Origin of the sequence: Chromobacterium subtsugae (assembly GCF_001676875.1) — a bacterium.
GTDB lineage: Bacteria > Pseudomonadota > Gammaproteobacteria > Burkholderiales > Chromobacteriaceae > Chromobacterium > Chromobacterium subtsugae.
Genome location: NZ_JYKA01000001.1, coordinates 366404 through 387956, shown reverse-complemented (window position 1 = coordinate 387956; position 21553 = coordinate 366404). Strand labels below are relative to the sequence as shown.

The following is a 21553-nucleotide window of genomic DNA, read 5'->3' as shown; positions in this document are numbered from 1 at the left end:
TCAGATCCGAGACCCCGGCCGCGCCGGGTTTTTGCCGATGCAGCATGTCGAAAAAAGCGTCCTGGTGGCGCACACGCCGGCGCAGATGTATGCGCTGGTGGACGATATCGAACACTACAGCCGTTTCCTGCCCTGGTGCGGCAAGACCGAGGTGTTGTCGCGCGGTGAGGGGCAGGTGGTGGCCAGCCTGCACATCGACTACCTGAAGGTGCGCCAGCACTTCACCACCCGAAACCGCAATGTCGAGAACGAGTCCATCCACATGGAGCTGGTCGACGGGCCTTTCGAGTCGCTGGAGGGTTTGTGGCGCTTCAAGCCGCTGGGCGATTTCGGCTGCAAGATAGAATTCAGCCTGCGCTACCAGTTTTCCAGCCGCATCCTGGAGAAGCTGATCGGCCCGGTGTTCGGCCATATTTCGGGTTCGTTGGTGGACGCCTTCATCCAGGAAGCGGACAGGAAGTACGGCAATGATTGAGACGCTGGAGGTGGAAGTGGCGTACGCGCGGCCGGACCGGCAGTGGCTGGTGCCGCTGCGGCTGCCGGCAGGCGCCACCGCGGCGCAGGCTGCGGCCGAGTCCGGCATTCTGGCGCAGTGTCCGGAACTGGACATGGCCACGCTGAAGCTGGGCGTGTTCGGCAAGGCGGTCAAGCCGGACGCGCCGCTGCGCCAGCATGACCGGGTGGAGATCTACCGCGCGCTGCTGGCCGACCCCAAGGAAGTGCGGCGCCAGCGCGCCGCCGCCGGCAAGGGCATGAAAAAAGGCGGCTGAGCCGCCTGTCCGCTTCCGCATGGCCGCGTCTGCTTACTCCAGCGCTTCCTCGGCGGAACAGACGCGGTTCTTGCCGTTGATCTTGGCCTGGTACATCGCGTGGTCGGCGCGCTCCAGCACGTCGGTTTCCTGTTCGCCCAGATGCCAGCGGGCGACGCCGGCGCTGAAGGTGATCAACAGCTTGTCGTTGTTGGCCAGGAAGAAGGTTTTGGTCAGTTCGCGTTGCAGCCTTTGCACCGTCAGGATGGCTTCGTTCTCCGGCGTGTCCGGCATCAGGATCACGAATTCCTCGCCGCCGAAGCGGGCGACGATGTCGGCCGGGCGCAGGCTGTGCTTGATGGTGTCCACCAGGTATTTCAGCGCGTCGTCGCCGGCCAGGTGGCCGTAGCGGTCGTTCAGCTGCTTGAAGTTGTCGACATCTATCAGCGCCACCGACAGCGGCGCCGCGGTGCGCTCGGCGCGGCCGATCTCGCGCTGGAAATATTCGGCCAGGCCGCGGCGGTTGTAGGCGCCGGTCAGCTGGTCTTCCTTCACCTTGGCGCTGGCGGCCTCCAGCGCGTTTTCCAGTTCGTGGATGCGGTGCTCGGCGGCTTCCACCTGCTCCTTGGCGGAAATCAGCTCGTCGCGCGAGCGGGTGAGGTCGAGCTGCATCATCGAGGTGTCTTCCATCAGCGCGCTGATGATGCCGCCCAGGTCGTCGACATTGCTGGTTTGCTTCAGCTTTTCGCTGTGGGTCTGGATCTTGGCGTGGAACTCGTCGGTGCTGTCGGTCATCAGCGCCAGCCGGCTGACGAAGCGGTCGAGCAAGGCGCGCAGCGAGCTGGCGGCCTCGTCCAGCGAGCTTTTCTGCATGCCTTGCTTGCGTATCACTTCCTTCAGGCTGGTTTCCAGCTGGTAGACCTGCTGCATCGACAGCGGTTCGTGGGTGAGCAGCTCCTGCAGCGAGCTGACCTGGCCCAGCAGGTATTCGTCGGAGCGGTTCAGCTCCGCCACATTGTCCAGCATCAGCCGCAACAGGTTGGTGAGCCCGGAGGCGAGGCGGCCTTCCTGCTGCGACTGCAGCTCCAGCTTGATCATGAAGGCCCTGAGCTTGGGCATGAAGGCGTTGAGGCTGGCGTCGTCGGCGACGCCGTCCAGCTCCTTGAGCAGGCCTTCCAGGCAGTCCACCAGGTCGGGGTAGCTGGCCAGCCGCGGCTCCAGTCCGTGCTTGAGCGCGAAAGCCAGCGTGCGCTGCCACGACAACCAGTTGTCGGAAACGGCGGCGGGCGTGCCGGTATCCGCCGCATCCGCGGCGCCATCCGGCTGCGGGGTGGTTTCCCGGAGGGAGGGCGCGGCGTTCCAGTTTTGCAGCAGCGCGGTCAGTTTCTGGTTGAGTTCTTCCGGCTGATTGCCGTAATTGATCAGCACGCGTTCCAGCGCGCTTTGCTTGTGGTGTTGCGGCAGGTCGGGCTGGCGGGTTTCCCAGCTGCGCATCAGGTTCTGGATCAGCAGGCCCCAGCTTTGCGACAGCTGCTGGGTGGCGAAGCTGCCGCGCAGGAAATCGATGACGAGCTGCGGCGCCTGCTCCCAGCGGCTTTCGTCCAGGGCCTGGCGCAGGCGCGACAGGGTGACCTTGGCCTGGACGTTGTCCTGCGGCAAGGTTTCCAGCGCCCGCAATAGCAATACGGCCAGCTTGTTGTCGCGCACCATCGGGGTTTGCGTCAACTCGTGGTAAACCCGCTCGAAGTTTTCCGGCGTCGGCAGCAGTTTCCGCGTGGACAGCTGCTTCAGGGTTTCACGTGCCACTTCGATAGGGTTTTGTGTCGTCATTGCCCAAACCTTGGTGCTTTTAAGGCGGCCTGCCATCATGGGTTGTCAGTGGGAGTGAGTGTCCGTTATCGGGTGACTCGGCAGCGGGGTGTTCTTGCTGGGATCCAGCAGTTGGAAGAACACTTCGCCGTTGCGAATCATGCCAAGTTCGTTACGAGCTCTTTCCTCTATCGCATCGCTGCCTTGCTTGAGGTCGCGCACTTCGGCGTCAAGGGCGGCATTGCGGGCGACCAGCTTTTGGGTGGTCGCCCGCTGTTCCTGCAGCTGTTTGTCCAGCTGCCAGACCCTGAGCCAACTGCCCTTGCCGAACCACAGCGGCCATTGCAAGGCAAGGATCACGGTTACCAGGGTCACGGTCAGCCAGCGCATGCAATCACTTCAGATGGTAGAAAGCCGCGCGGCCCGGGTAGTGGGCGGCGTCGCCCAGCTCTTCCTCGATGCGCAGCAGTTGGTTGTACTTGGCCATGCGGTCGGAGCGCGACAGGGAGCCGGTCTTGATCTGCATGCAGTTGGTGGCGACTGCCAGATCGGCGATGGTGCTGTCTTCGGTCTCGCCCGAGCGGTGGCTCATAACGCAGGTATAGCGGGAACGCTTGGCCAGATCAACTGCTTTCAGGGTTTCCGACAGCGTGCCGATCTGATTCACCTTCACCAGCAGCGAGTTGGCCACGCCCTTGGCGATGCCTTCTGCCAGGATCTTCGGATTGGTGACGAACACGTCGTCGCCGACGATCTGCACCTTCTGGCCCAGACGCTCGGTCAGCAGCTTCCAGCCGTCCCAGTCCTGCTCGGACATGCCGTCCTCGATCGAGATGATCGGGTACTTGTCGGCCAGGTTTTCCAGGTAGTCGGCGAACTCTTCCGAGCTCAGCGACAGCTTCTCGGCGGTCAGGTGGTACTTGCCGTCGCGGAAGAATTCGGAGGCGGCGCAGTCCAGCGCGATCATCACGTCCTGGCCGGCGACGTAGCCGGCGGTGTCGACGGCTTCCAGGATCAGCTTGATCGCGTCTTCGTGGCTTTCCAGATTGGGGGCGAAGCCGCCTTCGTCGCCGACGGTAGTGGCGTAGCCCTTCTTGTCGCAGATCTTCTTCAGGTTGTGGAAGATCTCGGCGCCCATGCGCAACGCTTCGCGGAAGGTTTGCGCGCCCACCGGGATGATCATGAATTCCTGTATGTCCAGGGTGTTGTTCGCGTGTTCGCCGCCGTTGATGACGTTCATCATCGGCACCGGCAGCGCCATCGGGCCGGCGCCGCCCAGGTAGCGGTATAGCGGCAGGCCGGCGTCTTCGGCGGCGGCGCGGGCCACGGCCATCGAAACGGCCAGCATGGCGTTGGCGCCCAGGCGGGACTTGGTCTCGGTGCCGTCGAGTTCGATCAGGGTCTTGTCGATGAAGGTCTGGTCGGAGGCGTCCAGGCCGATGATCGCTTCGCAGATCTCGGTATTGATGTTGTCTACGGCCTTCAGCACGCCCTTGCCCAGGTAGCGGCTCTTGTCGCCATCGCGCAGTTCCAGGGCTTCCCGGGTGCCGGTGGAGGCGCCGGACGGCACCGCCGCGCGGCCCATCACGCCGGATTCCAGCAATACGTCCGCTTCCACGGTCGGATTGCCGCGGGAGTCCAGGATTTCGCGAGCTACCACGTCAACGATCGAACTCATTGTCTTTCCCTTCATAGCTTTCGGTTGAACTTGCAGAGGCGGTTCGCCGGGCCTGCCCGGCGGACTCTACCGGCTGTGTATTACAGCGAGTGCTCAGGCCAGGGAGTTTGCTTGACCAGCTCGTCCATCGCCTTGAGCGTGGTCAGCAATTCCTTGATGCGAGCCAGCGGCCAGGCGTTGAGGCCGTCGGACATCGCGCGGGCGGGGGCCGGATGGGTTTCCAGGAAGATGCCGGCGATGCCGGCGGCCACCGCGGCGCGCGCCAGCACCGGCACGAAATGGCGCTGGCTGGCGGCGGCGTTGCCGGGCAATTGGACCGAGTGGGTGGCGTCGTACACCACCGGACAGCCGGTTTCGCGCAACATGCTGAGCGAGCGCATGTCGGATACCATGTTGTTGTAGCCGAACGAGGCGCCGCGCTCGCAGACCATGAAGCTGTCTTCCTCCAGGCCGGCTTCGCGCGCCGCTTCGCGGGCCTTGAGGATGACCTGGCTCATGTCGCCAGGGGCCATGAACTGGCCCTTCTTGATGTTTGCCGGTTTGCCGCATTGGGCGACTGCGCGGATGAAGTCGGCCTGGCTGCTGAGGAAGGCCGGCGTCTGCAGCACGTCCACCACGCTGGCCACCTGGACCACTTCGTTTTCGGTGTGGACGTCGGTCAGCACCGGCACTTCGATCTGGCGCTTCACCTCGGACAGGATGCGCAGGCCTTCGTCGATGCCGAAGCCGCGGAACGAGCCGCCGTAGGTGTAGCTGGCCTTGTCGTAGCTCGACTTGTAGATGAAGTGGATGCCCAGCGCGTGGGCGATCTCCTTCAGCTGGCCGGCGGTGTCCAGCGCCATCTGTTCGCTTTCGATCACGCTGGGACCGGCGATCAGGAACAGCGGCTGCTGCAGGCCGACTTCAAATCCGCACAATTTCATCTACTTCAGTTTCCTTGCTTGTCAGCCTGGTATGCCAGAGCGGCCTTCACGTAGGCGATGAACAGCGGGTGGCCGTCGCGCGGAGTGGAGGTGAACTCGGGGTGGAACTGGCAGGCAAAGAACCAGCGGTGGTTGGCCAGCTCGACGGTTTCCACCAGCTTTTCGTGGCCGGAAGAACGGCCGCTGATGGTCAGGCCGGCTTGCTCCAGGCGCTGGATGTAGTAGTTGTTCACTTCGTAGCGGTGGCGGTGGCGCTCGACGATCTCGGTGTTGCCGTAGACGCGCGCCGCCAGCGAGCCGTCGACCAGGTCGCATTGCTGGCCGCCCAGGCGCATGGTGCCGCCCAGGTTGGAGTTCTCGTCGCGCTTTTCCACCTTGCCGTCGTGGTTCACCCACTCGTCGATCAGCGCCACCACCGGGTAGTTGGTGTCGAGGTCGAATTCGGTGGAGTTGGCGCCGGCGAGGCCCGCCACGTCGCGCGCGTATTCGATCAGCGCGATCTGCATGCCCAGGCAGATGCCCAGGTAGGGGATGTTGTTCTCGCGGGCGAACTTCACCGCCTTGATCTTGCCTTCCACGCCGCGCTTGCCGAAGCCGCCCGGCACCAGGATGGCGTCCATGTCCTTCAGCGAGTCGGCGCCGTCGCGATCGATCTCTTCGGAGTCGACATAGATGATGTTGACGCTGGTGCGGGTGTGGATGCCGGCGTGCTTCAGTGCTTCGGTCAGCGACTTGTACGATTCGGTCAGATCGACGTACTTGCCCACCATCGCGATGTTGATGGCGTGGTCCGGATGCTGGATGGCGTCGATGATGCCGTCCCATACGGCGAGATCGGCCTTGGGCAGGTCCAGTTGCAGCTGTTCGGCGATGATGTCGTCGATGCCCTGGGCGTGCAGCATGCCCGGCACCTTGTAGATGGAGTCGGAGTCGTAACAGCCGATCACCGCGTTCTCTTCGACGTTGCAGAACAGCGCGATCTTGCGTTTTTCGTCTTCCGGCAGCTCGCGGTCCATCCGGCACAGCAGGATGTCCGGCTGAATGCCGATTTCGCGCAGTTCCTTCACCGAGTGCTGGGTCGGCTTGGTCTTGATTTCGCCGGCGGTGGCGATGTAGGGCACGTAGGACAGGTGCACGTACAGCGTGTTCTTGCGGCCGTGGTTGGAGCGCATCTGGCGGATGGCTTCCAGGAAGGGCAGCGATTCGATGTCGCCGACCGTGCCGCCGATTTCGACGATGGCGATGTCGGCGTCAGCGGCGCCTTCCTTCATCTTCAGCTTGATTTCGTCGGTGATGTGCGGAATCACCTGCACGGTGCCGCCCAGGTAGTCGCCGCGGCGTTCCTTGGTGATGACCGATTCGTACACCTGGCCGGTGGTGAAGTTGTTGCTCTTCTTCATCTTGGCCTGGATGAAGCGTTCGTAGTGGCCGAGGTCCAGGTCGGTTTCCGCGCCGTCTTCGGTCACGAAGACTTCGCCATGCTGGAATGGGCTCATGGTGCCCGGGTCGACGTTGATGTACGGGTCGAGCTTCAGCATGGTGACTTTCAGCCCGCGGGATTCGAGGATGGCGGCGATGGACGCGGCGGCAATGCCCTTACCCAGGGAGGACACCACACCGCCGGTTACGAAGATGTACTTGGTCATGAGATTACGGCTCTATGGGAATCCGGGATTTTACCCTGAATTTGTCGCAAGTTAAATCACCTGTGGCCATCTTGTTGCGGGAAAGAATGCAACACTGGACGCCGGCTGTGGAGATAGTGCTCGCGTCGCTGTGGTGAATCCGTTACAATCCCCGCCGAATGTTTGAACGAGAATCGCACCCGGCAGCACCAAGGGTGCGTTTTATGCTTGAATGTCTGGCTTTATTTATGTTATAAATCCAGCTTTTACCGGTTTTGGGAGTTTAACCATGGCGCGTGTTTGCAAAGTCACCGGCAAGCGTCCGATGACCGGGAACAACGTTTCCCACGCCAACAACAAGACTAAACGTCGTTTCCTGCCGAACCTGCAATATCGCAAGTTCTGGGTGGAGAGCGAAAACCGCTGGGTGCGCCTGCGCGTATCCAACGCTGCACTGCGTACCATCGATAAAGTTGGCATCGATGTAGTGCTGGCTGATCTGCGCGCTCGCGGCGAGATCTGAGCGGTCAACCAGATAAAGCACTGAGGTACACATCATGCGCGATAAAATCAAGCTGGAATCCACTGCTGGCACCGGCCACTTCTACACCACCACCAAGAACAAGCGCACCATGCCGGAAAAAATGGAGATCAAGAAGTTTGATCCCGTTGCCCGCAAGCACGTTCTGTACAAAGAAACCAAGCTGAAGTAAGCCTTGTTTCCGGTTGGTTGAAGAGCCCTTCTCTGGTGCACGGAGAAGGGTTTTTTATTGCCTGCGGCCCGTCCGCCGGCGAGTGCATGCGAAAAAGCCAGTCCACGGACTGGCTTTTTCGCGTTCATGGCTGGCGGCGGGGCGGATCAGCCGCGGCCGGCGGTCTGCTGGAAGATGCGCCTGGCCAAGAGCAGGTCCTGCCAAGCCTTGGCCTTGTCCGGCTGGTTGCGCAGCAGGTAGGCGGGATGGTAGCTGACCACCATCGGCACGTCCTGGTAACGGTGGACGCGGCCGCGCAGCCGGCCGATCGATTCCTCGGTCTGCAGCAGGGTTTGGGCGGCGAAGCGGCCCAGCGCCAGGATCAGCGTCGGCTGGATGTGGCGGATCTGCTGCTGCAGATAGCCGTGGCAGGCGGCGATTTCATCCGGGGCCGGATTGCGGTTGCCCGGAGGCCGGCATTTGAGCACGTTGGCGATGTAGACGTCCTGCTCGCGATCGAGTCCGGTGGCGGCCAGCATATTGTCGAGCAGCTGTCCTGCCTTGCCGACGAAAGGCAGGCCCTGCCTGTCCTCCTGTTCTCCCGGCGCTTCGCCTATCAGCAGCCAGCGCGCCTTGGGATTGCCGCGGCCGAATACCGTCTGGATGCGGGTTTCGCACAGGCGGCAGCGCTGGCAGTCGGCAACCTGGCGCTCCAGCTGCGGCCAGTCGAGCAGGGGCATTTCGCTGCGGGCGGCAGGGGCGGGCGCCATTTCGGGCGCCGGCTGCGGCTGGGCGGGCTCGCGCAGCGTTTCCGCCTTGGGCGTTTCCGCCGGGATGGAGGCGATGGCGACTTGCGGCGCGACGTCGATGGCTGGGGCCGAGGTTTCCGGTTCGGCATCGGGCAGGGCGGCGGCCTGGGCGCGCAGCAGCAGCGCCGGGTGTTGTTCGAACCAGCCGTCGCGCGGCTGCCAAGCCGGGCCCAGGCCCATGGTTTGCTGCAGCAGGCTGTTGCGGCTCACAGGGCGGCCTCCATCAGGATGGCGTGCTCGCGGCCATCCTGGGTCGGGTAATAGTGTTTGCGCATGCCGCACTGGCGGAACTGGCAATGCTGGTACAGGCGCAGGGCGGGGGCGTTGCTTTCGCGCACTTCGAGAAACAGGCGGCGGCAGCCGGAGGCGGCGAGGTCCAGCATCGCGTGCCGCAGCAACTGGCGACCCAGCCCTTGCCCCTGATTCGATTTGGCGATGACGATGTTGAGGATCTCAGCTTCATCCAGCGCGCGCATCACCAGCATGAAGCCTTGCAGCGCGTCGCTGTCGTCGAATACGCCGTAGCATGGGTAGCCGGCGGCGATGGCGTCGCGGTACTGGCCAGCGCTCCAGGCGTGCCCGGCGGCTTGCCGCTCGATATCGGCCAGTCGTTGCGGATCGTCCGGGCTGAACGGGCGGACCACGCTCATCGGCTGCGGACCTGCTGCTGCTCGACCGAGGTCAGCGCCACTTTGTTGCGTACGTAGAGCAGTTCCGCCTCGCGCGGGTGGCCGGCCGGATAGCGGCCGCTTTCGGCCAGGCGGATGTAGGCTTCGGCATGGGGGCGCGGGAAGGGCGACAGCGGCAATTGCGCGCGGCTGTCGGCCAATAGCTGCGGATAGCTGTCGAAGCCATCGCCGGCGAGCAGGGTGGTGCCGGCGGGGAGGCGGATGTCTTCAGGGGACATCACGCTGATCGGCGACAGGCGCCGCCAGTCGGCGCCGGTCTGGTAGAGCGCGGTGTAGACCTGTTGCATGCGGGCGTCGAAGCAGACCAGCACCTGGCCTTCTCCAGCTTGCCAGGCCAGATTGTCCAGCGTCGGGATGCCGGTGACGGGCAGGTCGGCTGAGTAGGCCAGGCCCTGGGCCAGGCCGCAGGCGATGCGCAGGCCGGTGAAGGAGCCCGGGCCCTGGCCGAAGACGATGCCGTCCAGCGACGACAGCGCGACGCCGGCCTCGGCGAGCAGGCGCGACACCTCCGGCAGCGTGCGCTCGGCGTGCTTCTGCGCGACGCATTCGTGGAAGACCAGCGTTTCCGTTTCCAGGCTCAGCGCCAGGGAGAGATAGGTGGTGGAGGTGTCTAGGGCTAACAGTTTCATTGGGCTTGAGGCAACCTTGCAAGGCTGTGGATTATAAGCCCAGTTCCTCCACCCAGGCGAGCGCGGAGATGTGGGCCTGGTTCAGCTGTTCGCTGGAGAGCCCCAGTTGGTCGCACAATTGCGGCACGCCATCTAGCCCACCGTCCTCGCAGGCCTTGGCCAGCCGCAGGTAGTGGCTCATGGCGCCGCGCTCGTGCAGCAGCGCGTCGGTGATGGGAGTGGGCAGTTGCAGATGTTCGATGATCTTGTCCATCGGCATGTCGAACAGCACGTCCAGCAGGCTGAACAGGCCGACGATGAACAGATTGTCGTTGACGTCGTGGCGTTCGCCCAGCGTGATGCCCAGCAGCTCCATGAAGCGGCCGCGGGTGACCGCGGTTTTCTGCAGCGCCGGCGGCGCATGGTTGTCGTCGGAGGCGGTGACCAGCAGCAGGGTCAGCCAGCGGTAAAGCTTCTGGTAACCCAGCACGGTGACGGCGTGCGAGAACGAGCTGATCGAGGTGTTGAGCCCCGCCGCCGCCGAGTTCACGTAGCGCAGCAGCTTGTAGGACAGCGCCACGTCGCGCTTGAGCACCTGTTCGATGTCGCGGATGTCGGCATCCAGCCGCAGCAGGTTGAGCAGCTCCAGGGTGTTGCTGAAGGTGGGGTGGATCACCTTGGCGGCCAGCGTTTCCGGCTTGGCGAAGTAATAGCCCTGGAAGCCGTCCATGCCCAGCTCCTTGCACAGGTGGAATTGGGCGTGGGTTTCCACCCGTTCGGCAATGCGGATCAGCGGGTAGCTGCGCAGCCGCGCCGCCAGCATCTGGAAGCGGGTGGTGTCCTGGTTTTGGATGTCCAGCTTGACGTAGTTGGCGAGTTCGAGGAAGGCGGCGGCCGGCGATTCGAAGCTGAAGTCGTCCAGCGCGATGCCGAAACCCATCGCGCGCAGATGGCGCGCGCGCGACAGCAACTCGTTGCTGGGCACGATGCGCGGCGAGATGTCGAGGATGATGCGGCGCGGCGGCAGCAGCTCAAGGAACTCGCTGTTGAGCATCGTCTCGCCGATATTGATGAAGGCCAGCTTGTTGCCTATCAGCCAGCTGGTGCCCATATTGTTGAGCGTGTTCACCAATACGTCGGTGTCGGCCTGCAGCTCGGTGTGCTTGCCGACGCCCACTGCGTCGCCGCTGGGACGAAAAAGCAGCTCATAACCTATGAGCTGCTGATTGCGGTTCAGAACCGGCTGCCGTCCGATGAAGGCAGTGTTTGAGGTCATTCTTGCACCTTACTGTGAGCTTAGGTGGCAATCACATCCGTCGTCCGCACCGTGGTGTTGTTGCTTTCGCTGGAGGCGAGCAGGTCTTCCATATCGAGCACCAGCACGACTGAGCCATCGCCGGACAGCGTCGCGCCGGCGACGCCTTTGGGGCGGATGTTCTGCAGCGGCTTGATCACCACGTCGTCGCGGCCGACGAAGGAGTCGATCGCCAGGATGAAGGACTTTTCCGCGGACTGCATCAGCACGCCGAAGTATGGCTTCTGCGTCGGCGCCCAGCCCAGCAGGCCGGCCAGCGTCTTCAGCGGCAGGATTTCATCGCGCACCACGATGGTGGGCTTGCCCGAGACCTCCTGGATGGCGCCGCTGTCGATGGTGATGATTTCGCGCACCATGGCGAGCGGAACGGCGAACGGTTGATTGCAGGCGCGCACCACCAGCACTGGCAGGATGGCGAGGGTCAGCGGCAGCGAGATGCTGATGCGGGTGCCTTCGCCGCCTACCGAGTTGATGTCGATGCGGCCGTTCAGTTTCTGGATGTTGGTGCGCACCACGTCCATGCCGACGCCGCGGCCGGACACGCTGGAAATCTGGTCCTTGGTGGAAAAGCCGGGCAGGAAGATCAGCTGCAGGCACTGCTTCTCGTCCAGCGAGTTGGCGGTTTCCTGATCGATCAGGCCCTTTTCGATCGCCTTGCGGCGCAGGGCGTCCGGGTTCATGCCCTTGCCGTCGTCGGTGATCTCGATCAGGATGTGGTCGCCGACCTGTTCTGCGGTCAATTGCACCAGCGCTTGCGGCTTCTTGCCGCTGGCGACTCGGTCCTCAGGCGACTCGATGCCATGGTCGACGGCGTTGCGGACCAGGTGGACCAGCGGATCGTTCAGATCCTCGATCATGGTCTTGTCGAGCTCGGTTTCCTCGCCGGACAGCACCAGTTCCACTTCCTTGCCCAATTGGCGCGCCAGGTCGCGCGCCAAGCGCGGATATTTCTGGAACAGGCGGCCGATAGGTTGCATGCGGGTTTTCATCACCGCGTTCTGCAGATCCCCCACCAGCAGGTCCAGCTGGCTGATGGCTTCGTCCAGCGAGCGCAGCGTGTTGGTGTCGCGGTTGCCTTGCAGAATTTCGGTGCGCAGCGTGGTCAGGCGGTTCTTGGTCAAGCCGATTTCGCCGGACAGGTTGAGCACCATGTCGAGCCGCACCGTATCGATGCGGATGGTGTTTTCCTGCGGGCCGCTGGCGGCGGGAGCGTTGCCGCTGGGCTTGGCTTGCTGCGCAGGCTTCGGCGCCGGCGGCTTGGCGGCCGGAGGCGGGGCATCCACTCGCGCCGGCGCCGGTGCCGCGGCGGCGACTGGCGCGGCAGGCGCTGCCGCGGGGGCCGCAGCGGCGGCTGCGGGAGCGACTGCCTGGTACAACTGATTCCAGTCCGGGCTGCCGGCGGCAGGGACTGCGGCCGGAGCGGCTTGCTGGACGGCCGGCTCCGGCGCGGCGGGCGCGGCTTCGGTCAGCGGCTCGCCCGCCAGCGCGGCATCCAGCGCGGCCAAGATGCGGGGGTCGGCGTCGCCGGGCATCAGGCCCTGGCCCAGGGTGCCGAACATGTCGCGCACGATGCCGGTCGCGTCCAGAATCACGTCCATCACTTCCGAGGTGATGTGCAGCTCGCCGTTGCGCAGCTTGTCGAACAGGTTTTCCGTGCGGTGGCACAGGTTGACCATGGGGATGACGTTGAGAAAGCCCGCCCCGCCCTTGATGGTATGGAAACCGCGGAAGATATCATTGAGCAGCGCCTTGTCTTCCGGACGCTTTTCCAGTTCGACCAGTTTGTTGTCCACATCGGACAGAAGGTCGGTGGACTCCATCAGGAAGTCCCCTAACAACTCTTCCATGCCGCCAAATTCGCTCATTTTTCCACCCCACGCGTCGTACGTTGTCTGCTCTTGCTTGCGTTGCTCAGAAGCCCAGGCTTTCCAGCAGATCGTCTACCTGCTGCTGGCTGTTGACCACGTCGGTCCGGCCTTCCGGATTGATGACGGGGCCGTTCAGCAGGCTGCTGTTGAGCTCGCCCTTTTTCTCGTCGGGAGAGAACTCGATCAGGAAGCTGACCAGCTCGGTTTCCAGAATCTTGACCATGCCCATCATCTTCTTGATGACCTGCCCGGTCAGGTCCTGGAAGTCCTGCGCCATGACGATTTCGAGCAACTGGGTATTGGTCGCCTGGGTCTGGCTGGGCACGTCCTTCAGGTATTGTCGGGTTTCGGCCGCCAGGTTCTTGAATTCTTCCACGCTCAGCAGGTTGGCGAACAGCTTTTCCCAGCGTTCGCTGAGCGCTTGCGCCTGGCGTTCGAGATTGTCCTGGAACGGTTTGGCGATGTCGGTGGCGTTCAGCACGCGCTCGGCCGAGTTTTCGGTCAGCGTCGCGATATAGGCCAGCCGGTCCTTGGCATCCGGAATGGTTTCGGCTACCCTTTCCAGCGATTTGTCATATCCAAGATCGCGCAGCGCGTCATGCATCTTGCGGGTCATCTGCCCGATGTGTTCGTACATCGTGGAGGGATTGGTTTCACTTGAGAACATCTTGGAAGCGGTCTCTTCGCCTGCCGGCGCGGCGGCCGGCGGCTCCTGATCCTGCTGCTGGCGCGCAACGCTTTCAAACAGGGCTTCGAGCTCTGGCGAGTCTCCATTCTCCAACATATGGTCCGGCACTTTCAATCCTCCTCAATGCGAATGCGGGCAGTCTTGTGCGATGCTCAGGCTGGCTTGTTCATGTTCTGGAAGATTTTGTTCATTTTCTCTTCCATGGTGGCCGCGGTGAAAGGCTTCACTATGTAGCCGCTGGCGCCCGCCATGGCTGCCTCGATGATGTTTTCCCTTTTGGCCTCGGCGGTGATCATCATGAACGGGAGATGCTTGAGCTGAGGATCGGCCCGGACTGCCTTGAGTAGCTCAATGCCCGTCATATTGGGCATGTTCCAGTCGGAAACGACGAAGTCGAAGCTTTGGGTTTTCAGCTTGTGCAACGCCACCTGGCCGTCTTCAGCCTCGTCGACGTTGGTGAAACCCAACTCTTTCAGCAGGTTGCGGACGATCCTTCGCATGGTGGAGAAGTCGTCCACGACCAGAAATTTCATATTCTTGTCTGACATCGAGGTATATCCTGAATTATCTATGTTCCATCAAGGCGCACATTGTAGCGACTACCTTTGCAGGAATGGAATCAAAGTTTCTGCCAACACGCCCGGGTCAAACTTCGCCACATAGGAATCCACGCCGACGCTGGAGCCCATCGCCCGGTTGGCGTTGGACGACAGCGACGAGTGCATGATCACCGGAATGCCCTTGAAACGCTGGTCGGATTTGATCAGCTTGGTCAGCACGTAGCCGTCCATTTCCGGCATTTCGGCATCCACCAGAATGATCTTCAGGTAGTCGTGCAGGCATTCGCCTTCGCCCCAGTTGCGGCCGGCCAGCACCTGCAGGCGGTCCCAGGCCTCGCGGCCGTTGGTGGCCTGCTGGAACTTGATGCCCATTTTTTCCAGCACGCCGGTGATTTCCTTGCGGGCAACCACCGAGTCGTCGACGAAGAAGATGTACTGGTCGATTTCCAGCTGGGCGGTCGGCACGTCCGGCAGGCGCGGCTCGCCGACGACGCTGGCGAGAATCTGCTCGACGTCGAGGATGGAGACCAGCTTGCCGTTTTCCAGCTCGGTGACGGCGGTGATCAGGTTTTGATTGGTGCCCGCCGCCGCCATGATGTTTTCCGGCGCGCGCACCTTGTCCCAATCCACCCGGATGATGCGGTCCACCGAGTCCACCAGGAAGGCCTGGGTGCTCTTGTTGAATTCGGTGACGATCATGGTGTCGAACTTGCTGCCGTTGTTGTCATGGCCGATGAACTTGGCCAGAGAAATGACCGGAATGATGTTGCCGCGCAACGACAGCACCCCCTCCACGCCGAAGGGCATGTTGGGGGTCTTGGTGATGGCCGGCGTCTGCGAGACTTCGCGCACCTTGAACACGTTGATGCCGAATGTCTCGCGGGTTCCCAGAGAGAACAGCAGAATCTCCATCTTGTTGGAGCCGGCAAGCTTGGTCCTGGCGTCAACAGTGGCAAGCAAGGAGGCGTCGGTGCTAGGCATGTCTTATCCCTATCCCTTGAGAATCTTGAAGTAAGGCCGTACTTAGTTGCTCGGTTCCAGTTTCAGCATCTGACGCAGCTTGCTGGCCAGCTTCTGCGGCTCGAATTTGGCGACGTAGGAGTCGACGCCGACCGACTCGCCGAGCTTCTGGTTGGACGATCCGGACAGCGACGAGTGCATCAGCACCGGGATGCCGGAGAAGCGCGGATCGCTCTTGATCATCTTGGTCAGCATGTAGCCGTCCATTTCCGGCATTTCCACGTCGGTCAGCACCAGATGCAGTTCGTCGCACAGCTGGCGGCCGGCGGCCTCGGCCTGGCTGGCCATTTTCTGCAGGTCTTCCCAGCCGCGCATGCCGTTGATGGCCGAGGTGTACTTGATGTTCATCGCTTCCAGCGTGCGCTCGATCTGCTTGCGCGCCACCGCGCTGTCGTCGGCGAAGAAGATGCGGCGCTCTTCCTTTACCGGTTCGATATTGATGAAGCTGTGCCCGTCATCGACGATGCTGGTTTCGGCAAGCACTTTTTCCACGTCCATCATCATCACCAGCGTGCCGTTGTCCAGCTCGGTGACCGCGGTCACCAGGCCGGCCATGCGGTTGGTGATCATGTCGGGCGGCACGCGCATGGCGGACCAGTCCAGCCGCAGAATTGTGTCGACCGCCTCGACGAGGAAGCCTTGAGTGTGGCCGTTGTACTCAGTGACTATCATGATTTCCGGGCGGTTGCTGGTCACAATGCCAGCGTATTTCGCCAGGTCGATCACCGGCACCAGCGCGCCGCGCAGGCTGACCATCCCTTCGACCGAGGACGGCATTTCCGGCGCCGACGTGATTTCCGGCGTGCGCATGACTTCGCGCACCTTGAACACGTTGATACCAAAAACTTCCTTGCGGCCGGTACGCTGATCATGCCCTAGGGAAAACAGCAGGATTTCCAGCTTGTTGGTGCCTGCCAGTTTGGTTCTGGCGTCGATTTTTTTGAGAAGCTCTGACACAGAAACCTCCGCAGCATCTTTTGGAATGGCGTACTACTTCCCTTTATACGCCAGATATGAGTTTTTCCCGGTTTTTTTTGCTCGCGGCCATGTCGGACGCAAGTTGGCTGACCGTAGATGGATCATTATCATACTGTTTAAGTGGTTTTTACAAATGACAGTGAAGCGATGGCGACTATGGTTTCAAGCCTGAAGGATCAGCAGCAACTGGAGGCGGCATTTGAGCAGTTCAATGCGGTTTCCAGCCAACTCATTGATGCATATAGGCAACTTGAGGTTCAGGTCAACGTTTTGAACGCCCAATTGGACGAGGCGAACAATCAGTTGCGCAAACAGCGCGACGAGAATGCCGCGTTGGCGGAACGTTTGGCACTGTTGCTTAAAGTGCTGCCGGCCGGCGTGGTGGAGCTGTCGCCGGAAGGACGGGTCATCGCGGAGAACCTGGCGGCGGAGATGCTGTTAAATGGCTGTTATATAGGTGAAATGTGGTCGGATTTCATGACCGGCCTGCAGCGTTCGGAATTGGACGATACCTATGCCTTGGAACAGGGCGGCGAGTCGCGCCGGCTGACGCTGCAATACCAGGATCTGCCGGCTTCGGGCGGGCGGATTGTGCTTATTCACGATGTCACCCGGCTGCATCAGCTGACCAGCGAGCTGGCGCAGCAGCAGAAACTGGCCTCGATGGGCAGCATGGCCGCGGCGCTGGCGCACCAGCTGCGCACGCCGCTGGCCAGCGCGATGCTGTATACCGCCAATCTGAAGCAGGATATTCCGCGGCCAGAGGACCGCGCCCGCTTCGTCGACAAGAGCCTGGCCAGGATGCGGGCGCTGGAGGGCTTGATCCAGAATATGCTGAGCTATGTGCGCGGCCAGATTTCGTCGCTGGAGATGGTGGAGGTGGCCGCGCTGTTGGAGGATGTCTGTTCGGTAATGGCGCCGCAATGCCATGACAAAGGTGTGATTTTTGATTGCCATCTGCCGGCGGAGTCTGCCATAACGGTCTTGATAGACCGCAAAGCGTTGCAGGGCGCCTTGCTCAATCTGCTGGAAAACGCGCTGCAGTTCACGCCGCCGGGCGCGATGGTGGCGCTGGCGGTGGAGAAGCTGCGGGACGGCGTGGTTTTCCGCGTCGACGATGGCGGTCCGGGGGTAGACGCCGCGGTGGCCGACAAGATTTTCGAGCCGTTCTTCACCATGCGCCCGGGCGGCACCGGCCTGGGGCTGGCCATCGTGAAGAAGGTGGCGGAAGAACTGGGCGGCAATGTACGTTGTTACAACAGGACGTCGGGCGGCGCCTGTTTCGAGTTGAAGCTGCCGGTCTGCCGGGAGTAATGTCCGCGATGGGCGACGCAGTCCGTTCAATGTATCTGGAATCTAAGGAAAGCCGAGGATCAGTGATGAAACCGATTGTGAGCGTAGAGGGGAGTATCGGAACCATGCGGCTGATTGGGCAGTTCGACTTCAACTTGCACAAGGATTTCCGCCAGGCCAGCCAGGAGTTGCTGGACAATCCGGCGGTGCAGGAGATTCATGTCGATTTCGACCAGGTGCCCTTTCTCGACAGTTCCGCGCTGGGGATGCTGCTGCTGTTGAAGGAGCGCGCCGCCGGGCAGAAGAAATCGATGATCTTGATCAATTGCCGGGAGGCAGTGATGCAGGTGTTTGAAATCGCCTGCTTCAACAAGATGTTCACCATCCGCCCCGCGTCCTGAGCCGCGGTCGGCGCCGCGCGTCCGCCGGCCGGCGGACGCATTCGTTTTCTGTTTGGGATGCCGGGCCAGGGGGAGCGAACTGTCGGCCTGCCCGGCCATGATTTTGAAAGTGGCAATCTGCGTTGTTGCAGCAAGGTGGCGGATGGCGAAGGCTTCTCCCTTGCAACTGGCAGGCCGCGGGCGAAGCATTCGGCTGTCCGTCAAATTTTGGAGGCAAACCTGAAGGAAAGCCGAGGATCTGAAATGAGACCGATAGTCAAAGTGGAAGGCGGCATTGGCCGGATCATCCTGATCGGGCAGTTCGATTTCAATCTGCACCGAGAATTTCGCCAGGCAGGCCAGGAGTTGCTGGACAATAACGCGGTGAAAATCATCCGCATCGATATGGAACAGGTGCCGCAAATAGACAGCTCGGCGCTGGGCATGCTGCTGCTGTTGCGGGAGAGAGCGGCCATGAACCGGATGACTATGGAGATAGTCAACTGCCAGCCGGCGGTGAAGCAGGTGTTTGAGATCGCCAATATGTCCACCCATTTCAACTTCCAGTTCGCCTAAGCCGCGTCCGGCGCATCATCGTGGCACGTCCTCAGCCGGGCAGCGAGCTGCCCGGCTTCGCACAGAGTCCTTGCCCCGTCTCCCGCGTGCTTCGCGCAGAATCTGCTTGATTCGCTTCCGATTATGGTTGATCACATAAAATGATGAGCGGGATTGGCCGAGCGGCGAAAGACGGCGACGGCGCGGCTGCCGTGTTTGCCGATGACGCCATCCGCCGGTCCCGGCCAGCAGGCCTGGCGGCGGCGATCGCATCGATCGGAATCATTTGCTAGCGGAAATCCCATGTCGAAGAAAATCCTTACCGTCGATGATTCGGCGTCGATCCGCCAGATGGTCAGCTTCACGCTGAAGAGCGCCGGATATGAGGTAGCCGAGGCGGCGGACGGCAAAGCCGGGCTGGGCAAGGCGCTGGGCGCGCAGTTCGATCTGGTGCTCACCGACCAGAACATGCCGGGCATGGACGGGCTGACGCTGATCCGCTCGCTGCGCAAGCAGCCCGCCTACGCGGCCACGCCGATCCTGATGCTGACCACCGAGTCCAGCGATGAAATGAAGACGCTGGGGCGAGCCGCCGGCGCTTCCGGCTGGCTGGTCAAGCCCTTCGACCCCCAACGGCTGCTGGATGTCGTCAAGCGCCTGGTCGGTTAGCGCGGCGTCCGGAAGGAGGGCCCGTGGCCATCGATATGTCGCAGTTTCACCAGGTTTTCTTCGACGAGGCGGATGAGCACCTGGCCGGCATGGAATCGCTGCTGTTGGCGATCGATGTCGGCGAGCCGCAGGCGGAAGACCTGCATGCGGTGTTCCGCGCCGCGCATTCGATCAAGGGCGGCGCGGCCACTTTCGGTTTTTCCGACATGGCGGACCTGACCCACGTGCTGGAAAGCCTGCTGGACCGGGTGCGCAAGGGCGGCGTGAAGCTGACTGCGCAGATGGTGGACGTTTTCCTGCAAGCCAAGGATGTGCTGCACGGCATGCTGGCCGCCCACAAGGGCGGCGCGCGCGCCGACCCGGAACGCGCCGAGGCGGTGCGGCGGCGGCTGCGGGACATCGAAGACAGCGCCGGCGGCGAGCCGGCGGCGGCGCCGGCGCTGGTCGGGGCGGCGATGGCGCCTGGGCAGGAGCGGATCTGGACGCTGTTTCTCGAATTGTCGCCGGCGGAGGGCCTTGATATGCGCCGGCTGCTGGACTCGCTGGCCGCCCATGGCGACCTGACCGTGGTGCAGCAGGGCGCGGCGCAGGCCGGGCTGCCCTGGGTGGCGGTATTCACGTCTGCGCTGGACGCCGGCGAGGTGGCCGAGTCGCTGGCTTTCATGCTGGCCCCCGAGCAGTTCCGCATCAGCGTCGATCATGGCTGCGAGGAAGGCGGCGGTTTCGGCTTGTTCCTGTCGGGCGACGCCGCGGCCGCCGCAGCGGAGGGAGCCGGCTCCGGCTTCGGTTTGTTCGAGCCGCCGCCGCCAGCCCGCGGCGCCGATATCGAGGGCGAGGGCTTCGGCTTGTTCGCCGAAGCGCCCGGCGTGGTCAAACCCGCGCCAGCCGCCGTTGCGCAGGCGGACAAGGGGCCGGCGGCCGGCGAGAGCTCGATCCGGGTCAATATCGAAAAAGTGGACCTGCTGCTCAATCTGGTGGGCGAGCTGGTGATCACCCAGTCGATGCTGGTGCAGTCCGGCAGCGCGCTCGATCCGGCCGAGCATGAGCGCCTGCTCAGCGGCATCGGTGCCTTGCAGCGCAATTCCCGCGAACTGCAGGAGGCGGTGATGTCGATCCGGATGACGCCGATCGCCTTCGTCTTCAAGCGATTTCCGCGAGTGGTGCGCGACTTGGCCGGCAAGCTTGGCAAGCAGGTGGAGCTGAAAATGGCGGGGGAGAACACCGAACTGGACAAAAGCTTCGTCGAGAAGCTGTCCGACCCCCTGACCCACTTGGTGCGCAACAGCCTGGACCACGGCATCGAATCTCCTGCAGTCCGCAGCGAAAAGGGCAAGCAGCCGGCCGGCAAGCTGACGCTGCGCGCCTTCCATCAGGGCGGCAGCATCGTCATCGACGTTTGCGACGACGGCGCCGGCCTCGACCGCGAGCGCATCCTGGCCAAGGCGCGCGAGCGCGGCATGGAGGTTCACGACGCCGCGTCCGACCAGGAGGTCTGGAACCTGATCTTCGAGGCCGGTTTCTCCACCGCGGCGGAAGTCACCGACATCTCCGGCCGCGGAGTCGGCATGGATGTGGTCAAGCGCAATATCCAGAGCATGGGCGGCCGCATCGAAATCGACTCGATGCTGGATGTCGGCACCACCATCAGCATCCGCCTGCCGCTGACGCTGGCGATCATGGACGGCATGTCGGTGCGGGTGGGCCGGGAGATTTATGTGCTGCCGCTGGGTTGCGTGCTGGAGTCGCTGCAGCCGGCGCCGGGCGAGATCAAGACCATCGCCGGCCGCGGCGAAGTGGTGCGCATCCGCGGCGAATACCTGCCCATCGTCATGCTGGGCCGGCATTTCGGCGTGGCGGACGCCGGCTGCGCCGCCACCGGCGGGATTCTGGTGGTCGTCGAGGCATCGGGCGGGCGGGCGGCGCTGCTGGTGGACGACCTGATCGGACAGCAGCAGTTCGTGGTGAAAAATCTGGAAACCCATTACCGCAAGGTGGACGGCCTGGCCGGCGCCACCATCCTGGGGGACGGCCGGGTGGCGCTGATCCTGGATATCGCAACCATAGTCCGCAGCCACGGCGGCCAGCGCGGGCCGGCCAGCGCCGTCGCGCCGGCCGAGACGGGCGCAGGGTAGGCGGGGGGGAGCGGCCCATGCCGATGGACAAGCCTAACGACGCCCAGGCGCGCGAACTGCTGGTGTTCACGCTGGGCGACGAAGAATATGCGATTGACATACTGAAGGTGCAGGAGATTCGCGGCTACGACGCGGTGACGCGGATCGCCAACGCGCCGGACTTCATCAAGGGCGTGATCAATCTGCGCGGCAGCATCGTGCCCATCGTCGACCTGCGCTTGAAATTCGGCCTGGGCGACCCGCAGTACAACGCCTTCACCGTGGTGATCATCCTGAATCTCGGCAAGCGGACGGTGGGCATGGTGGTGGACGGCGTGTCCGACGTGGTCCAGCTGGGCCAGGAGGCGCTGCGCGCGCCGCCGGAGTTCGGCGCCAGCGTCGATACCGCCTATATCGAAGGCCTGGGCATGGTGGACGAGCAGATGATCATCATCGTCGACATCGAGCGCCTGATGAACAGCGAAGAGATGGCGCTGACCGACGCGGCGGCCCGGTCCTGACGGCGGCATCCTA

Annotated in this window: 24 protein-coding genes; 10 read left to right on the top strand and 14 right to left on the bottom strand. The window is 62.8% G+C overall.

Going from position 1 to position 21553, the window contains the following annotated elements:
- The first annotated feature begins 37 nt into the window (after positions 1–37).
- Together MY55_RS01890 and MY55_RS01885 are read left to right on the top strand one after the other, a co-directional pair.
- Complete coding sequence (locus tag MY55_RS01890; protein ID WP_043574228.1) at positions 38–475, top strand: type II toxin-antitoxin system RatA family toxin; 438 nt, start codon at positions 38–40, stop codon at positions 473–475.
- Positions 468–770 (top strand): RnfH family protein, encoded by a 303-nt coding sequence (locus MY55_RS01885; RefSeq protein ID WP_047248746.1) that lies wholly within the window; start codon positions 468–470, stop codon positions 768–770. The genes MY55_RS01890 and MY55_RS01885 overlap by 8 nt, the downstream gene beginning before the upstream one ends.
- A gap of 33 nt (positions 771–803) precedes the next feature.
- Here the strand turns inward: MY55_RS01885 and MY55_RS01880 are convergent, their stop codons facing one another.
- From MY55_RS01880 to MY55_RS01860, 5 genes are all read right to left on the bottom strand, one after another.
- Positions 804–2579, bottom strand: a complete 1776-nt coding sequence (locus MY55_RS01880; protein WP_065201873.1) for a GGDEF domain-containing protein — start codon at positions 2577–2579, stop codon at positions 804–806.
- 45 nt (positions 2580–2624) lie between these two features.
- Positions 2625–2948: a cell division protein FtsB gene (gene ftsB, locus MY55_RS01875; RefSeq protein ID WP_043574237.1), complete on the bottom strand. Its 324-nt coding sequence runs from the start codon at positions 2946–2948 to the stop codon at positions 2625–2627.
- 4 nt (positions 2949–2952) lie between these two features.
- Positions 2953–4236 (bottom strand): phosphopyruvate hydratase, encoded by a 1284-nt coding sequence (eno, locus tag MY55_RS01870; RefSeq protein ID WP_047243423.1) that lies wholly within the window; start codon positions 4234–4236, stop codon positions 2953–2955.
- 80 nt (positions 4237–4316) lie between these two features.
- Positions 4317–5159, bottom strand: a complete 843-nt coding sequence (kdsA, locus tag MY55_RS01865; RefSeq protein ID WP_043574243.1) for a 3-deoxy-8-phosphooctulonate synthase — start codon at positions 5157–5159, stop codon at positions 4317–4319.
- A 5-nt stretch (positions 5160–5164) separates the two neighbouring features.
- A complete protein-coding gene (locus MY55_RS01860) occupies positions 5165–6805 on the bottom strand; it encodes a CTP synthase (RefSeq protein ID WP_043574245.1) in 1641 nt (546 codons plus the stop codon).
- Positions 6806–7073: 268 nt separating this feature from the next.
- Here MY55_RS01860 and rpmB point away from each other — a divergent pair, with 268 nt between their 5' ends.
- Together rpmB and rpmG are read left to right on the top strand one after the other, a co-directional pair.
- Positions 7074–7307, top strand: coding sequence for a 50S ribosomal protein L28 (gene rpmB, locus MY55_RS01855; RefSeq protein WP_011137003.1), 234 nt, complete (start codon positions 7074–7076; stop codon positions 7305–7307).
- Between the two features lie 34 nt (positions 7308–7341).
- Complete coding sequence (rpmG, locus tag MY55_RS01850) at positions 7342–7497, top strand: 50S ribosomal protein L33 (RefSeq protein WP_017506994.1); 156 nt, start codon at positions 7342–7344, stop codon at positions 7495–7497.
- A 146-nt stretch (positions 7498–7643) separates the two neighbouring features.
- On the opposite strand, the gene MY55_RS01845 is transcribed toward rpmG, so the two are convergent.
- The 9 genes from MY55_RS01845 to MY55_RS01805 are packed head-to-tail and all read right to left on the bottom strand — an operon-like array spanning position 7644 to position 15990.
- Positions 7644–8495: a uracil-DNA glycosylase gene (locus tag MY55_RS01845; protein WP_047236850.1), complete on the bottom strand. Its 852-nt coding sequence runs from the start codon at positions 8493–8495 to the stop codon at positions 7644–7646.
- Positions 8492–8935 (bottom strand): ribosomal protein S18-alanine N-acetyltransferase, encoded by a 444-nt coding sequence (rimI, locus tag MY55_RS01840; protein WP_047236849.1) that lies wholly within the window; start codon positions 8933–8935, stop codon positions 8492–8494. The genes MY55_RS01845 and rimI overlap by 4 nt, the downstream gene beginning before the upstream one ends.
- Positions 8932–9603, bottom strand: a complete 672-nt coding sequence (gene tsaB / locus MY55_RS01835; protein WP_043574258.1) for a tRNA (adenosine(37)-N6)-threonylcarbamoyltransferase complex dimerization subunit type 1 TsaB — start codon at positions 9601–9603, stop codon at positions 8932–8934. The genes rimI and tsaB overlap by 4 nt, the downstream gene beginning before the upstream one ends.
- Before the next feature lie 31 nt (positions 9604–9634).
- A complete protein-coding gene (locus MY55_RS01830; protein WP_043574259.1) occupies positions 9635–10858 on the bottom strand; it encodes an EAL and HDOD domain-containing protein in 1224 nt (407 codons plus the stop codon).
- 20 nt (positions 10859–10878) lie between these two features.
- On the bottom strand, positions 10879–12762 hold the full coding sequence (locus MY55_RS01825; protein WP_043574261.1) for a chemotaxis protein CheA: 1884 nt from the start codon (positions 12760–12762) through the stop codon (positions 10879–10881).
- A 46-nt stretch (positions 12763–12808) separates the two neighbouring features.
- Positions 12809–13561 (bottom strand): protein phosphatase CheZ, encoded by a 753-nt coding sequence (gene cheZ, locus MY55_RS01820; RefSeq protein ID WP_043574738.1) that lies wholly within the window; start codon positions 13559–13561, stop codon positions 12809–12811.
- 44 nt (positions 13562–13605) lie between these two features.
- A complete protein-coding gene (cheY, locus tag MY55_RS01815; RefSeq protein ID WP_080509481.1) occupies positions 13606–14001 on the bottom strand; it encodes a chemotaxis response regulator CheY in 396 nt (131 codons plus the stop codon).
- Between the two features lie 51 nt (positions 14002–14052).
- Entirely contained in the window at positions 14053–14994 is a 942-nt protein-coding gene (locus MY55_RS01810) for a chemotaxis protein (RefSeq protein WP_043574264.1), read from the bottom strand.
- Between the two features lie 42 nt (positions 14995–15036).
- Positions 15037–15990, bottom strand: coding sequence for a chemotaxis protein (locus MY55_RS01805; RefSeq protein ID WP_043574266.1), 954 nt, complete (start codon positions 15988–15990; stop codon positions 15037–15039).
- Between the two features lie 291 nt (positions 15991–16281).
- Here MY55_RS01805 and MY55_RS01800 point away from each other — a divergent pair, with 291 nt between their 5' ends.
- The 6 genes from MY55_RS01800 (at position 16282) to MY55_RS01775 (ending at position 21540) form a co-directional block, all read left to right on the top strand.
- The gene (locus MY55_RS01800) at positions 16282–17325 is read left to right on the top strand and encodes a sensor histidine kinase (RefSeq protein ID WP_244270642.1); all 1044 of its coding nucleotides are present in this window, start codon (positions 16282–16284) and stop codon (positions 17323–17325) included.
- A 65-nt stretch (positions 17326–17390) separates the two neighbouring features.
- A complete protein-coding gene (locus MY55_RS01795) occupies positions 17391–17705 on the top strand; it encodes an STAS domain-containing protein (protein ID WP_043574272.1) in 315 nt (104 codons plus the stop codon).
- A gap of 243 nt (positions 17706–17948) precedes the next feature.
- Positions 17949–18260 (top strand): STAS domain-containing protein, encoded by a 312-nt coding sequence (locus MY55_RS01790; RefSeq protein ID WP_043574275.1) that lies wholly within the window; start codon positions 17949–17951, stop codon positions 18258–18260.
- 282 nt (positions 18261–18542) lie between these two features.
- Positions 18543–18908: a response regulator gene (locus MY55_RS01785; protein ID WP_047236847.1), complete on the top strand. Its 366-nt coding sequence runs from the start codon at positions 18543–18545 to the stop codon at positions 18906–18908.
- A gap of 23 nt (positions 18909–18931) precedes the next feature.
- On the top strand, positions 18932–21040 hold the full coding sequence (locus MY55_RS01780) for a chemotaxis protein CheW (protein ID WP_047236846.1): 2109 nt from the start codon (positions 18932–18934) through the stop codon (positions 21038–21040).
- Positions 21041–21057: 17 nt separating this feature from the next.
- Positions 21058–21540, top strand: a complete 483-nt coding sequence (locus MY55_RS01775) for a chemotaxis protein CheW (RefSeq protein ID WP_099049588.1) — start codon at positions 21058–21060, stop codon at positions 21538–21540.
- Positions 21541–21553: the final 13 nt, after the last annotated feature.